The organism is Caulobacter sp., from assembly GCF_035254145.1.
Taxonomy (GTDB): Bacteria; Pseudomonadota; Alphaproteobacteria; order Caulobacterales; family Caulobacteraceae; genus Caulobacter.
In genome coordinates this window covers 16151-29347 of the sequence record NZ_DATFAV010000215.1, presented here as the reverse complement: position 1 = coordinate 29347, position 13197 = coordinate 16151, and the positions used below count along the sequence as shown (strand labels likewise).

Sequence of the window (13197 nt, the reverse complement as noted above, 5' to 3'; positions counted from 1 at the left end):
TATCAGCTATAGTCACCGCGATCTCAAAACCGCTGTTTGGCTGCATCGCGCCTTGGAGGCCTATCGGGCGCCGCGCGGACTGGCCAAGGGCGAGAACGATGGGGGCTGGCGGACGCTGCGCCCGATCTTCCGCGATCGCGACGAACTGAGCGCCTCGCTGGACCTGAACGAGGTGATCCGCAGCGCTCTGGACCGCTCTGACGCCCTGATCGTGCTGTGTTCGCCCGCTTCCGCCGCCTCGCGCTGGGTGGATCAGGAGGTCGACTATTTCCTGAAGACCCGGGACGCTGGCCGGATCATCTGCGTGATCGCGCCGGGACTGCCGGCTGGAACGGCGCTGGACGCGGTGCTGCCGCCCGCCCTCCGCGCTATTTTGCCGCAGGGCGTCGAGCCCCTGGCCGTGGACCTGCGCCGGGACGGCGACGGCCCTCGTCTGGCGCGCCTGAAAATCGCCGCGCAACTGCTGGGCGTGCGCCTGGATCAGCTGGTCCAACGCGACGCGCGCCGACGCCTGCAGGTGATGGCGGCGTTCACCGCCGCGGCTGTTGTCCTGGCGATCGGCATGGGCGCCATGACGGTTGCCACGCTGAAGTCCCGCCAGATCGCCCGGCAACAGCGCGACGAGACCGAGGCGCTGGTGGCCTTCATGCTGGGCGACCTGCGCCAGCAGCTCGAGCCGGTGGGGCGGCTGGATGTGCTGGACGGCGTCAGCGCCAAGGTCCTGGCCTACTACGCCAAGGCGCCGACCGAGCGCCTCGACGACAAGGCGCTCGGCCAGCGCGCCAAGGCTCAGACTTTGCTGGGCACCATCCGCGAGCAGCGCGGCGACCTGGCCGGCGCCCAGGACGCCTTCAGCCAGGCGGCGGCGACGACCCACGCCCTGGTCCAGCGCGATCCGCGCAACGGCGAGCGCATCTTCGACGAGGCCCAGAACGTCTTCTGGCAGGCCTATGTGGAATGGCGGCGCGAGGATGTCGCCGGCGCCGAGCGCGGCTTCAAGCGCTACGGCGACCTGGCCCAGACCTTGGTGGCGATCGATCCCAACCGTCCCGAGTGGCGGGTCGAGGTCGCGTACGCCAAGAACAATCTCGGCACCTTGCTGTTCGAGCAGGATCGGCCGACCGAGGCGTTGGAGGCGTTCCGCGCCGGCCAGGCCGTGTTCGAGGCGGAACGCGCGCGCGCCCCACAGGATCGGACCTTGCTGGAAGGCGCGGCCAATTCGCGGGCCTGGGCCGCCGACTGCCTGCTGCGGCTGGGACGTCCGCGCGAGGCGCTGGCCGAACGCGAGGCCGCGGTGCGCATCCTGTCGCAAGCCATCGCGAAATATCCGGCCGACAAGCGCCTGCGGGTGCGGAGCGTGGGGGCCGAACTGGCGCTGGCCCGGCTGGACCTTGATCTTGGTCGAGGGGCGGAGGCGCGGGCCAGGTCCGAGCGCAACGTCGCGCGGCTCCAAGACCTGGCCGCGCTCGACCCGACCAATGTTCGGTGGCGCGAATTTCTGATGATCGGGCGAATGGACACCCTGGAGCTGGCGATGTGGTCGGGCCGGCTCAAGGAGGCCGAGGCCGCTCGCGCCGACGCGGCCGCGATGCTGGCCCGACTGCGATCCGGCCCCAAGGCCGAGGCCTGGCGCGCCGATCTGGACGGCCGGCTGGACCAGCTTTCGATCATCCTGGCGCGGCGCGGCGGACAGTCCGCTAAGGCTCAACGGATGTCAGAGGCGCTGGCCGCGCGCATGAAGGTCACGAACTGGCGAAAGGAGGCCGATAGCGCCGCGCTCTATGGTTTCGCGGAATGGGCGGCGGGACGTGGCGGCGCCGCCGTCGAGGTCCTGGGCGCGCGTCGGGCCTCGCTCTCGCCCGCCAGCCTGGACATCCTGGCCCGCGCCTATCTCGCGGATGGCCGGGCCGACCAGGCCGCGAGCATCGTCAGCGACCTTGCCAAGCATGGATACGCCCACCCGGGGTTCCTTGCCTTCTGGCGAGACTCCACCGTAGGTGAAGCTTTAGCTCAAGCTCGGGAGGCGCACGAATGACTGAACCCACACCTCGTAAAGTCGTCGAACTGGTCATCGGCCTGGATGACAACTTCAATTTCATGAACTTCGCGGATCCGACGAAGCCGACGCGGCTCAAGCTGGATCTCAGCGAGCGCTGCGAGTTGGTCTTCGTGCTCAGCGACCAACTGATCAAGGCCGGATGGACCTTCCAGCGCCGGCCGATCAAGGTCGCCGACGACTATGGCGTCAACTTCTCCAGCTATGTCTGGGTGACCGAGTGGCCTGGCCGCGCGACGTTCGCCGAGCGCACCTGCTTCAAGGTGATCTACGAATGCGCGCGGATGGGCGTCTACACCTACAGCCTGTTCATGCTGGACGGCCACGAACAGAAGATCGATCTCGATCCTGACGTCGAGAACGGCGCGGGCCGGGTTCCCTGAGCGCAGACCCGCCGTTCGACGGTGAGGCGGTCGCCGCGCTGATCCGGCGCGGCGAAATCCTCGCCGCCTACGACATCGCCCACGCCGCGCTGGAGGGGGGCGAGGCTCCGCGCGCCGCCGCCTATGCGGCGGTGCTGTGCTTGGCGCGGGCGGGCGCCCTTGATTTCGCGCGGTCCGAATATGTCCGTCTGGGCCTGGCCCAGGACGCGGACGCCGACACGGTCGCGCTGGGCGCCCGGCTGCTGAAGGACGTCGCCCTCTCCAGCCGGGGGGCGCGCCGCGCCGCGTTCGCCAAGGCCTCGCGCCGGCGATACGAAGCGTTGTCCGAGCGGTCGGGCGGGACCTATGGCGCCATCAACGCCGCGACCATGACCCTGGTGGCGGGAGACCGCGCGGGCGCGGCGGACCAGGCCCGATCGGTCCTGGCGATGGACACCCCGCCGGGCCTGACAGGCGAGGCGGCCTATTATGTGGCCGCCAGCCTCGCCGAGGCCCGTTTCCTCATCGGCGACCTGGACGGCGCGCGCCAAACCCTGGCGCAGGGCCTGACCCTGGCGCCGCGCGCCTACGCCGCCCACGCCTCGACCCTGCGCCAGCTGGAGATGCTGTGCCACGAGACCGGCCTGGACGCCGCGTGGCTCGCACCGTTTCGTCCGCCGGTCTGCGCCCATTTCACCGGCCACATCCTGGACGTGGCCGACACGGCGTTGCGGGCGCGTATCGACGAGGCGCTGCGGACACAGCGGGTCGGCTTCGGCTATGGCGGTTTGGCCGCGGGCGCCGACATCGTCTTCGCCGAGGCGCTGCTGGACGCCGGCGCCGAGCTGCACGTCGTCCTGCCGGTCAGTCGAGCCTCCTTCGTCGAGGTGTCGGTGGAGCCGTTCGGACCCGATTGGGTCGACCGCTTCGAGCGCTGCCTCGCGCGGGCGACCTCCATCCGCTACGCCTCGCAGGACGCCTATCTCGGCGACGAGCAGGTGTTCGCCTACGCCAGTCAGTTCGCCATGGGCTGCGCGGTGCTGCGGGCCCAGACCCTTTCGACCCAGGCGGTGCAACTGGCGGTGTGGGACGGCCAGGACGCGCCCGGCCCCGCCGGCGTCTCATCCGACCTGGCCTACTGGGCGCGGGGGGATCGCCCGGCGACGGTGATCCCGATCGACCGCCCGACCCCGCGTCCGCCCCGCCTTATCTCGCCGGTCGAGGTCGGCGCGCGGGCGATGAAGGCCATGCTGTTCGCCGACGTCCAGGGTTTCGGCGCTCTGCGAGATCACCAGATCCCGGCCTTCATCGAGGGGGTGATGGGCCGTATCGCCGAGGTCGTCGAGGGGCTGGAGGCGCCGCCACGCCATGTCGAGACCTGGGGCGACGGCCTCTTCCTGGTCTTCGACCAACCGATCGACGCGGCGCTGGCGGCCCTGGCCCTACTGGAGGCGCACCGGGCGCTGGACATGCGAAGCCTTGGGCTGCCGCGGGGGCTGGGGCTGCGGATCGGCGGCCACTACGGACCCGTGCATCTGCGCACCAACCCGCTGACCAAGGCGCCGGCCGTGATCGGCGCCCATGTCGTCGTCGCCGCGCGTATCGAGCCGGACGTCGCGCCCGGCTCGGCCTATGTCAGCGAGGCCTTGGCCGGCGCGCTGGCCACCTTCCACGGCGACCGCGTGCGGTGCGGCTATGTCGGGCGAACCCAAGGGCGCAAGGGCTTTGCGGCGACCCCGATCTTCTCTCTTTCGCGCGCCTGACTGAAGCGCGCCGCCGTCTTCGCGGGGCTCAGGGCGCCTTCAGGGCGTCTTCAGGGCGACTGAGGAAAAACCGTTATTTCTCTTGATGTGAAAATCGGCACATCCAAAAACAGCTTCACCACACATGGTTCAGGCGTCGACCGGACGCGATGAGCCAGTTCCTGACCCAGAGCTTCCGGCCGCGTGAACCGAACTGGGGCCCGGTCACCGCCGGCCGGGTCCACTTTTCAAATCTCCCAAGGGACCCCGCGTCCCGAACCGAGCAGGAGCCGCGCCATGTCCGTGAACGATTTCGCCATGGCCGAAGCCGGGCGCGCGCCGGAGGCCGGCACGACCTTCCTTCGCCACGCCCTTAAGATCTGGGCTCGCGAACAGGGCGTGGCCGAAGACAGTCTGTCCGGGGTGATCGGCGAGGTCTTGGATTTCGCCCTGGCCACGATCGACGACGGCCGACAGCCCAGCGGCTTGAGGGCGTAATCCGCTGCCGTTCGGCGCGCGACCCGGCGCCGGACCCGTTCGCCGCCGCGCGCTCGCGCCAGCAAGTGTTGTTTCAAGAGGTTGTCGCCCCGGTGGGGAAATTGGGGCGGCAAGTCGACGGACTCCAGCGTCTTCAGGACGACTGGACGTCCGTCGTGGAGGACCTGGGCGGCGCGGCCGCTCGGGTCTTCACAGCGTCGCCCGCTAATCCCGGATGTAGAGAAAGACATGGTCGTCCCGCTGAGCCTGACCGACACCCCCGCCGTGATCCTCGCGGCCCAGATCCTGTCGATCGGTTTGCCGGCGGTGGTGGCGTGGCTGGCGACGCGGCTGCTTCGCCTGCGGGCGCGGCTGGCGCGGGTGAGGCGCGAGATGGCCGACCTTTCCGCCGACCGCGACGGTATTCTGGCCGAACTGGCCCAGACTCGCGAGCGCCTGGCCGAGTCGCGCCAGGCCGCGGGGCGGGCCCAGGCGGCCGCCGCCGAGCTGGAGGTCCGCTTCAAGGCCCTGCCGAGGATCGAGCGCCAGTTCGGGGAGAGCCGCTGTGAAACCGCCAACCGGGTGATTGTCGAAGCCCTGCGGGATCGGCCGCAATAAGCCAGGGGCGACGGGTCCGCGAGCCGGTTGTCCGCGCTTGGCGGCTCGTGCCATGCTGGCGAGGGTCGACGCGGGGGGCGTTGGATGTCGTCTGCTCATCAGTCCGCATTGGCCGCCTTCGCGCGGGAGGTCTTCCACTGTCCGGAGGACGTGGCCGGCGGCATCGCCGCGGCGGCGGTCGAGCGCGCCTATCAGCCGGGCGGGGTGATCATCCGCCAGGGCGACCGTTGCGCCGAGACCTACCTGCTGACCCTGGGCCGGGCGCGCGCCGCCGCCGTGGGGCGGACCGGAAACGCGATCCTGCTTTACGACTACGCGCCCGGAGACCTGTTCGGCGCCACCGTGCAGCCCGGCGCGCGCAGCGAGACCGAGGTGACCGCGCTGGAGACGGCCCGCGCGGCGGTGTTCGCGGCCCTGGACTTCCTGCGCCTGCTGGAGCGTCACAGCTGCGTGGGCCTGGCCCTGTCGCGGATGTTGCTGGCCCGACTGCGGGGGTCGACCGAGCGCATCATCGACCGCAACACCCTGAGCGCCGTGGGCCGGATCCATGCCGAGCTGCTGCGGCGCGCCGAACCCCACAACTGGACCATCAGCCCTCCGCCCGTCCTGGCGGCCCTGGCGCTGGACCTGCAGACGACGCGCGAGACCGTGTCGCGCGCGGTCAGCGCGCTGGAGCGGCGAGGGGTGATCAGGCGCACCGCCCAGGCCTTGATCATCGTCGCGCCCAAGCGATTGGAAGGCCTGATCGAATAGGGGGCGCTAGGGGCGAAGGGCGTAGGGACCCAGGGCGTCGCCGGTCAGGTTCATGATCTTGCCGACTAGGTCCGGCGGGGCGTCGACGCAGAGGGCGGCGGCGAACGGCAGGTCCAGATAGACCGCGCCGGGCGGCGTCACCGCGAGATAGGCGGTCACGATCTCGGCCCCCCGACCGATGGCGATGGTCCCGTGGCCGACGGGGCTGGCCGCCAGCCGCGCCAGACCATGGGCGCCCGCCAGCCGAGCCCGTGGGCCCAGCGCCGCGCGCAAGGCGGCCGCCGCCTGGGCCGCCTGGCCGGGCGTGGCGTAGGCGAGCAGCAATTGGCGGCCGGTCCAGGCGGGCGCGGCGACGCCGGCGGGCGCGGCGGCGAGGACACGCGACAGCGTGGCGAGGGCTTCTGTCGGATCGGCGTCCAGGGGCAGGTCCAGCGCGCAGCCCAGCAGGGCGGTCGGCGCCCGTTCTGGAGGCGTCGGCTCGTCCGCGCCTTGGGCGGGCGGCAGGCGACGAACCTCGATCAGCTGCTGGCGGCGGCCGGCGCCTCGCCAGCGCGCGGCGGCCGATCCGCTGGCGTCGGGGCGCTCGGGATCCAGCATGGCCAATTGCAGGGCTTCGCCGGCCAGGCTGGCGGCCTTGAGCACCGTCATCCCCATCGCGGTCTCGTCGGCCAGGGCGATCGCGTCTCGCGAGACCCGCGCCAGGTCGGGGGTGGTCGCCTGCACGCTGTCGGCCAGGACCAGAAGCCGGTCGTAGCGCGCCACCCAGGCCTCGCCCCACGGACGGACGGACCGCTCGCGGAACACTTCGGCGTTGGTCGGCAACACCACGTGCAGCGCCGCGCCGGCCTCGACCAGGGCCTCGGCGATCAGGATGTCGGCGCCGGCGGCGATCGCGCCGTAGCCGAACGCCACCTTCTCCTGGCCAAGCACGTCGGCGATACGGCCGGCCAGGCCTTCGTCGGCCGACAGGGCCATGTGGCCAGTGAAGTGCAAGGCGCGGGGCGGGGTCAGCACCGAGAGCCAGTCGTCGCCCTGGCCCTGTTCGGTCAGGATCAGGCGGAACTGCCGCAGGGTGACGGCGTGGTCTTCCCAGGCGCGAGGCGCGCGCGACACCGCCTCGGTCAGCGCGGCCTTCGCCTCGTCCGTCCGTCCAAGGACGAGCAGGGCCTCGGCCCGCGTCGCGCCCTGATAGTAGGGCGTGTCGTTGTCAGGCGCATCGAGGGCGGCCAGGGCGTTGGCGCGCGCCGCCTCGATCTCCCCCGCCAGCAGGGACAGGGTGGCGGCGTTGATCAAGGCGTAGGCGCCCTGGCCCCGTTGCGCCGCCTGGCGATAGGCGGCCGCGGCCTCGACGAACAGGTCGCGACGCGCCTGGCCTCGCGCCGTCCGCGCGCGGTCCTTCAGCAGCCGCCCTTTCAGCGTGAGGGCGGCGGGATCCTGGGCGGCGGCCAGGCCGGATTCGCCAAACAGCCGCCAGGCCTCCTCGACCGCGCCCGTCCGGGCGAGGGCCATGATGTCGACGAGCGGAGAAGATTGGGACAAGCCGGTACTCGCTGGAACTGGAACGCATGGAGCAAAACGTCCCGGAAGCCTCGCGGCTTCCGGGGGCGATGCGGGCTAGGGAAAGTTGTTGTCGGCGTCGTTCTTGATGTCCGGGTCGAAGATCACCGGCAGGCGCGCGCCAAGGGCGGCTTGGAGGAACTCGGTGTGGAAGTTGAAGAGTTCGCTCGGCAGGTCGTTGGCGTCGTTGGAGTCGCGCGCCCCGCGCCGAAAGACGCCGAAGTAGAGAACCTGGCATCCGTTCCTGTCGACGGGATCGCCTGGTTTGCCCAGTTGTCCAGGATAGACATGACGCAGGTAGCAGTTGCGATCGTTTGTGTCGCTCTTTGTCGTGCAGCCGAATTCACCGAGTGCGAACTGCCAATTTTCAATACTTGGATCAAGTTGTAGAATAATCCAGCATTGTTCGCTGACGACGATATCGTATTGCGTATTCGGAAGAAATTGAACCGGCGAGGATTTGCCATGTTCGTATGCGCCGAGAGCATAAGCTTCGAGTTCTTTATCGCTTTTATATTTGAAAGGGCTCCCCTGCGGCTGCAGGACGTTGAACTGTAAGTCTCCCGGTTTGGATAGATCCATGGTCAGAAAGACATGGAAGACCTTCTTGGGGTTAAAATCGACGGGCCTGTTGCCCGAAATCCTGCCGAACTTATTCTCTTGGCTGAGAAGGCGGGTTGGATTGCTCATTTCCGATCTTCCTTCGCTTGTTGGTTGAAGTAGGTGAGTCTGGCGTCGATCTGGGCCAGCAGCTTCTTGGCGCGCTGCCGGTCGGTGTCGTCCTCCAGGAGGGTGACGGCCGTCGGTCGCACGTCGTTCAGGCGCTTGAGGGCGCCGGCGCGATCTCCGGCGGCGTAGGCGAGGCTGGCCAAGCCCTGCTGTAGGGCGATCCAGTCGGCGCGGGTGTCCAGGTCCTTGGGGCGCTCGGCCAGGAGGGCGGCGAGGATCTTCTCCTGCGCCTCCCGCTCGGCCATGGCGCCGGTCAGGTCGCCCTGGCGTTGGCGGACGTCGGCCATCCAGGCATGACGATTGGCGACGTCGGACGCGGCGGTGCGCCGCAACTCGACCGTGCGGTCCTCGATGTCGCGCATCGTCCGCAGCGCCCGGCCGCAATAGTCCAGCGCCGCGGGCGTGTCGCGCATCCGCAAGGCCACCGAGCAAAGGTTGCCCTGCGCGTAGCCGATCTCCCGGCGGTAATCGAGATTGTCGGGCCGGAGCGCGATCAGGCGTTCGGCCAGGGCGTTGTAGCGCCGGTAGCCGGCCTGGGCCGTCTTCCAGTCCGCGCGGATGAACGCCACCTTGCTCGCATAGGCCTCGTTCTGGGCGTGGTTGAAGACGTAGGCCGCGTTCTTCGGCGCCGCCTCGCTGAGGCGCGTGGTGGTCCTGAAGGACTGAGCGAACTTCATCATCGCCGCATCCAGATCGCCGCTCTCTTCGAAGATCGCGCCCCGGGCGGTTTGCAGCCGGGCGAGCTGGGCTGTCGCGGCCGGGGGCAGTCGGCGCTGACCGGCGTAGTAGTCGAGCGCGCGCTGGTTGACGGCGCTGCGCACCGCCAGCCGTTCGCTGCCTTTCAACTTGTCGCCCAGATCGGTCAGCATGAACTCCACCATCGCCATGGCTTCCAGTCGTTGGTCCTCGGCCTCGGCGCGGGCGTCGAGCGCGACGGCGCGCTGACGCCGGGCTTCGTCGCGCGCCCGCAGGGCCGAGGCCCTTTGCCGTTGCGCTTCGTCGCGGGCGTTCAGGGCCAGCGTCCTCTGGGTCCGCGCCTCGTCCAGAGCCGCCAGGGCCAGGCCCCGCTGTCGCTGGGCCTCGTCCCGGGCGCTCAGGGCGAAGGCCGTAAGCAGACCCATGGCTAGCACCGCCGACAGGGACAGCGCCGTGACGGCCGTCACGGACCTCAGACGACGTTGCGCATCGCGTTGGATCAGTTCGTCCAGCCCGACGCCGGCCATGCCCGCGACCAGCTTCAGCAGGGCCAGCCGCTCGCCGTCGCCGGCCGGGCGGAAGTCGGCGGCCAGGGGTTCGGCGTGGTCGCGCAACGGAGCGGGGAAGGCCGTGTCCGGTTCTCCCGCGATCAGGGCCGCCAGGATCGGCCGGTCCGGGTGCAGGGCGCGGAACAGCTCGATCTCGCGCGCCACCCAGGGCGAGGCGGCCGCGTTGGGCGAGCAGATCACGATGAGGGCGTTGGAGACCGAAAGCGCCGCGCGCACCTCGGTGCTGAGGTCGTGCGCGGCGGGAAACTCCTCGCGATCGCGGAAGATCGGCGCCAGGCGGCGAGGCGTGCGGCCGCGCGGCGTGATCCGGCCGACGAGGCGCCGCGGGAGGACATAGCGCTCCAGGCGCCCATGCAGCCGCCGGCCGCGCGCCGCGTCCCTGTGACTATAGCTGACGAACGCCCAATAGCGCGCCGCCGCGGGCTGATCCGCGTCCATGGCGCCCCTCGCCTAAAAACCAAGGTTCCCCGAACGGAGACTGGCAGACACCGCACGCGGGCACAACGTCATCGTGCACGGAGTGGGCTCTTCTCTCTCAGCGCGTGACGGCCGTCACGCGGCGACGCCCCGCCGCGGGCCTAGCGTGACCGTATTCCGCTCACCGTCGCGCTCTTGCGACCTGACATGGAGAGGAACGATGAGCCTCAACAGTCTCGCCCGTCGCCACGCCGACAATCGCTCCATCCGCGGCCCGGCTCATGCCCCAGGCGGTGGTCAACCGCCCGGTCCGCCCCCCGCGGGCGAGAAGGGCGACGTGTTCGAAGCCCTGTCCCGCTATCTGCCGGCGGAGACCATCACCCTGTTCCTGGCCGGGATCGCCGCGGTCGCGACCATGACGCATCCGCCGGAACGATTGGGTCTGTGGCTCTATGCCGGCTTCGCCGTCCTGACTCCGGTCATGTATCTGGCCCTGGCCTACGCCAAACAGCGAGAAGCCGAGCGCGCCACCGGTCAGCCGCCCGCGCCGTTCACGCCCCATCCCTGGCCGCCGACCGCCGCGACCATCGCCTTTCTCGTCTGGGCCCTGTCGATCAAGGGCGTGCTGCCCGAGGCGTGGATGACGGCCTGGGGCGAACTGGTCGGTCTGGCCGCCATCGTGGTCTCCGGCCTGCTGGCCCTCGCCGACCGCGTCTTTGGCCTCGACGCCCCGGCGTGAGGCGTCGCCCCTCAGTCCGAACTTCCTTCAAACAGGAGATCATCATGCCCAATCGATCCAAGAGCGGGTCAGGCTCCCGTCTTCGCGCGCTGGCGCGCGGCGCGGCCTGGCCAATGACGCTCATGCTGGCGTGCCCGACCGCCGCCTGCGTACATGCGCCCAATTTCGAACTGATCCGCTATAAGCTGCCGGAGACGGCCGTGTCGGCGAAGATCTCGCTGACGCTGAAGTCTTGCGCCGATGATCCCTCCGTGGACGCCGAAATGGCCGTGGTGGGCGAGGCGGCCGGATCGAATGCGGAGTTTCCGCTGACCACGAGACAGCTGAAAAGCAGCATTATCAAGCGCCAGCTGAAGCTCACCCTGCATGACACCGGCGCCATCGCCACCCTGGGCAGCAGCAACGAGAACCGCCTGGGCGCGATCGTCGGCGATGCGATCAAATTCGCCGCTCAGGTCGTCGGCGCCGCGGCGGGCGTTGGGCCGGCGTTCACACCAAGCCGGGGCGACGAGCCCGCCGCCCAGAAGCTACCCGCCTGTTCGCCGGAGGCGATGGACGCGCTGAGGCGTATCGAGAAGATCGACGCCCGACTCAAGGAATGGCGGGATAAGGCGATTCCCGCTGATCCTGCCGCCGCCAGCGCTCAGAACAAGGCGATCGATCGCCTGCTGACCGAGCGGTCCACGTTGCGCGCCGGAATCCTCCACGCCGACATCTCGAAGAGGTTGAAGCTCGCCGACCTGAAGGAGGGACCTGTCGGGTCCAGCGGCAAGCGCACATACACCGCCCAGGCGACGCTGGACCTGGACAAGCAAGACCTGCCTTGGCTGGCCGAGAATAGCCCGCCCCGGGTGTTCGAGGTCGAGTGGACCGTCACGCCGCCTGCCGGCGTGACCCCCCCTTCGACCGAGACGGCCCAGGCCGAGATCTGCAGGCAGAAGCTCGCGCCGGCCGGGAAGGACGAGAAGAGCGTTCTCGGCGTCTGCCTGCCGCGTCCGGTCTATGTCGCTGTCGAGGCCGGGTTCATGGCGCCCAAGTCCGGCGCCGGTGGCGGGAAGGTTCTGGCCACGGCCGCCAAAACCCTGCCCATGCCGCAATGGGGCGTCGTCGAGTTTCTCGACCTGAAGGGCGGGGACCGCGACGTGAACCTGAGCCTCGACAAGTTCGGCCGGACCTCCGAGGCCAGCTGGACCGCGAAAGCGCGGGCAGAGACGATCGCCGCCGGCCTGGCGGGCGCGGCCGAGCAGGCTGCCGCCTTCGCCGCCGCCAATTCCACGACGGCGCGCCAGAAGTCCGAGATCGACGCGCTCACCACCCAACAGACGCTGAACCGCCTGCGCGCCTGCCGCGAGATCCTGGCGGCCGGCGGTTCGGCTTGCCCGGCCGAGGCGACCATCGATCAATCCGTAAACGGAGGAAATTGAGATGTCCGAGCAAAGAACTTCGGCCGAGGATAGGCCGATGTGCGCCCAGCCGCCGTCGATGGCCCGTCCGTTGCCGGCCGACCTGGCCCCCGGGCGCGCCTTCGCCATCCGGCGCAGCGACAACAAGTGGATGAACGGAACAGTGCTGCGCTACTGCTTCGTCGTCCGCGAGGACTGGAACTGGCCCGAGGCGCAGAAGGCCGTGGTGCGCGCCGCCTTCGCCCAATGGAAGACCGTGGCCCCCGGCCTGACCTTCCGCGAGGAGCCCAAGGAGAGCGAGGCCGAGATCCTGATTGGCCGCTGGCAAGGCGACGGCAGCTGGTCGTGGGTGGGCACGGCGATCCTCAAGAACCGCGATCGCGACCGCAACATGAACTTCGGCTGGGACCTGACGACGGCGTGGGGCGGCGCCACCGCCCTGCACGAGATCGGCCACGCCCTGGGCCTGGAGCACGAGCACCAGAACCCGCTGGCCGGCATCGTCTGGGACGAGGAGGCGGTCTATGCCCACCACCTGGCCAGCGACGGCTGGGACCGCAAGACGACCTACGACAACATCATCGCCAAGCTGCCGTCCAACAGTGTCGACGGCTCGGCCTGGGATCCGGCTTCGGTCATGCACTATCCGTTCCGCAAAGGGCTGATCAAGGCGCCGGCGCCCTATGACGTCACCGGCGTGGGCGAGAATATCGTGCTGTCGCCCACCGACCGGACCTGGGCTGGTCACTGGTATCCGGCCCTGGCGCCGGCGGCTCCGATCGCGGCCATGTCGGTGACGCCCCTGCCGGCGGCGGCGGGCGCGCAGCGTGACTTCGTCTTCCAGCCCGACGCCACGCGCGACTACACGATCCAGACCCTGGGGGCGTCGGATGCGCGCATCGTGCTGTTCGAGGAGCGCAACGGCGAGCCCCGCCATCTGGCCTCGGCCGACGATGCGGGCACGTCCGACAACGCGGCCATCCGCGCCAAGCTGATCGACGGCCAGCGCTACGTCATCCGCACCCGGGTGGCCTATGCGGACGGCGGCGAGCCGCTGGGCCTGCTGCTTCAGTAAGCCG

Annotated in this window: 12 protein-coding genes; 9 read left to right on the top strand and 3 right to left on the bottom strand. The window is 69.8% G+C overall.

The annotated features are described in order from the left end of the window. Positions 1-52: 52 nt before the first annotated feature. The 6 genes from VJ655_RS13230 to VJ655_RS13205 all read left to right on the top strand — a co-directional run bounded on the left by VJ655_RS13230 (position 53) and on the right by VJ655_RS13205 (position 6008). Positions 53-2035: a TIR domain-containing protein gene (locus tag VJ655_RS13230; RefSeq protein ID WP_414646979.1), complete on the top strand. Its 1983-nt coding sequence runs from the start codon at positions 53-55 to the stop codon at positions 2033-2035. Then, positions 2032-2439, top strand: coding sequence for a hypothetical protein (locus VJ655_RS13225; protein WP_324111778.1), 408 nt, complete (start codon positions 2032-2034; stop codon positions 2437-2439). The genes VJ655_RS13230 and VJ655_RS13225 overlap by 4 nt, the downstream gene beginning before the upstream one ends. Then, positions 2436-4181 carry a tetratricopeptide repeat-containing protein gene (locus VJ655_RS13220; RefSeq protein ID WP_324111848.1) on the top strand — a complete coding sequence of 582 codons (1746 nt, stop codon included), beginning with the start codon at positions 2436-2438 and terminating at the stop codon, positions 4179-4181. The genes VJ655_RS13225 and VJ655_RS13220 overlap by 4 nt, the downstream gene beginning before the upstream one ends. A gap of 276 nt (positions 4182-4457) precedes the next feature. Further along, the gene (locus VJ655_RS13215; protein WP_324111776.1) at positions 4458-4658 is read left to right on the top strand and encodes a hypothetical protein; all 201 of its coding nucleotides are present in this window, start codon (positions 4458-4460) and stop codon (positions 4656-4658) included. Positions 4659-4886: 228 nt separating this feature from the next. Beyond that, a complete protein-coding gene (locus VJ655_RS13210; RefSeq protein WP_324111774.1) occupies positions 4887-5255 on the top strand; it encodes a hypothetical protein in 369 nt (122 codons plus the stop codon). A gap of 84 nt (positions 5256-5339) precedes the next feature. After that, entirely contained in the window at positions 5340-6008 is a 669-nt protein-coding gene (locus VJ655_RS13205; protein WP_324111772.1) for a Crp/Fnr family transcriptional regulator, read from the top strand. Positions 6009-6014: 6 nt separating this feature from the next. Here VJ655_RS13205 and VJ655_RS13200 read toward each other — a convergent pair whose 3' ends face one another. The 3 genes from VJ655_RS13200 to VJ655_RS13190 all read right to left on the bottom strand — a co-directional run bounded on the left by VJ655_RS13200 (position 6015) and on the right by VJ655_RS13190 (position 9997). Next, positions 6015-7547: a tetratricopeptide repeat-containing protein gene (locus VJ655_RS13200; protein ID WP_324111770.1), complete on the bottom strand. Its 1533-nt coding sequence runs from the start codon at positions 7545-7547 to the stop codon at positions 6015-6017. A gap of 75 nt (positions 7548-7622) precedes the next feature. After that, a complete protein-coding gene (locus tag VJ655_RS13195; protein ID WP_324111768.1) occupies positions 7623-8255 on the bottom strand; it encodes a nucleotide synthetase in 633 nt (210 codons plus the stop codon). Beyond that, complete coding sequence (locus VJ655_RS13190; RefSeq protein WP_324111766.1) at positions 8252-9997, bottom strand: TIR domain-containing protein; 1746 nt, start codon at positions 9995-9997, stop codon at positions 8252-8254. Before VJ655_RS13190 ends, VJ655_RS13195 begins: the two co-directional genes overlap by 4 nt. Positions 9998-10196: 199 nt before the next feature. Between VJ655_RS13190 and VJ655_RS13185 the strand changes: the two genes are divergently transcribed. From VJ655_RS13185 to VJ655_RS13175, 3 genes are read left to right on the top strand one after another with little or no spacing between them, the layout of a single operon-like run. After that, positions 10197-10715, top strand: a complete 519-nt coding sequence (locus tag VJ655_RS13185) for a hypothetical protein (RefSeq protein ID WP_324111764.1) — start codon at positions 10197-10199, stop codon at positions 10713-10715. A 44-nt stretch (positions 10716-10759) separates the two neighbouring features. Then, entirely contained in the window at positions 10760-12139 is a 1380-nt protein-coding gene (locus VJ655_RS13180; RefSeq protein WP_324111762.1) for a hypothetical protein, read from the top strand. 1 nt (position 12140) lies between these two features. After that, a complete protein-coding gene (locus VJ655_RS13175) occupies positions 12141-13193 on the top strand; it encodes a M12 family metallopeptidase (RefSeq protein WP_324111760.1) in 1053 nt (350 codons plus the stop codon). Positions 13194-13197: the final 4 nt, after the last annotated feature.

Excerpts from the sequence above, each read along its gene's own strand:
- VJ655_RS13215 (WP_324111776.1), top strand. The coding sequence starts at position 4,458 with ATGTCCGTGAACGATTTCGCCATGGCCGAAGCCGGGCGCGCGCCGGAG.
- VJ655_RS13180 (WP_324111762.1), top strand. The coding sequence starts at position 10,760 with ATGCCCAATCGATCCAAGAGCGGGTCAGGCTCCCGTCTTCGCGCGCTG.
- VJ655_RS13175 (WP_324111760.1), top strand. The coding sequence starts at position 12,141 with ATGTCCGAGCAAAGAACTTCGGCCGAGGATAGGCCGATGTGCGCCCAG.
- VJ655_RS13225 (WP_324111778.1), top strand. The coding sequence starts at position 2,032 with ATGACTGAACCCACACCTCGTAAAGTCGTCGAACTGGTCATCGGCCTG.
- VJ655_RS13190 (WP_324111766.1), bottom strand. The coding sequence starts at position 9,997 with ATGGACGCGGATCAGCCCGCGGCGGCGCGCTATTGGGCGTTCGTCAGC.
- VJ655_RS13205 (WP_324111772.1), top strand. The coding sequence starts at position 5,340 with ATGTCGTCTGCTCATCAGTCCGCATTGGCCGCCTTCGCGCGGGAGGTC.
- VJ655_RS13195 (WP_324111768.1), bottom strand. The coding sequence starts at position 8,255 with ATGAGCAATCCAACCCGCCTTCTCAGCCAAGAGAATAAGTTCGGCAGG.
- VJ655_RS13185 (WP_324111764.1), top strand. The coding sequence starts at position 10,197 with ATGAGCCTCAACAGTCTCGCCCGTCGCCACGCCGACAATCGCTCCATC.
- VJ655_RS13210 (WP_324111774.1), top strand. The coding sequence starts at position 4,887 with ATGGTCGTCCCGCTGAGCCTGACCGACACCCCCGCCGTGATCCTCGCG.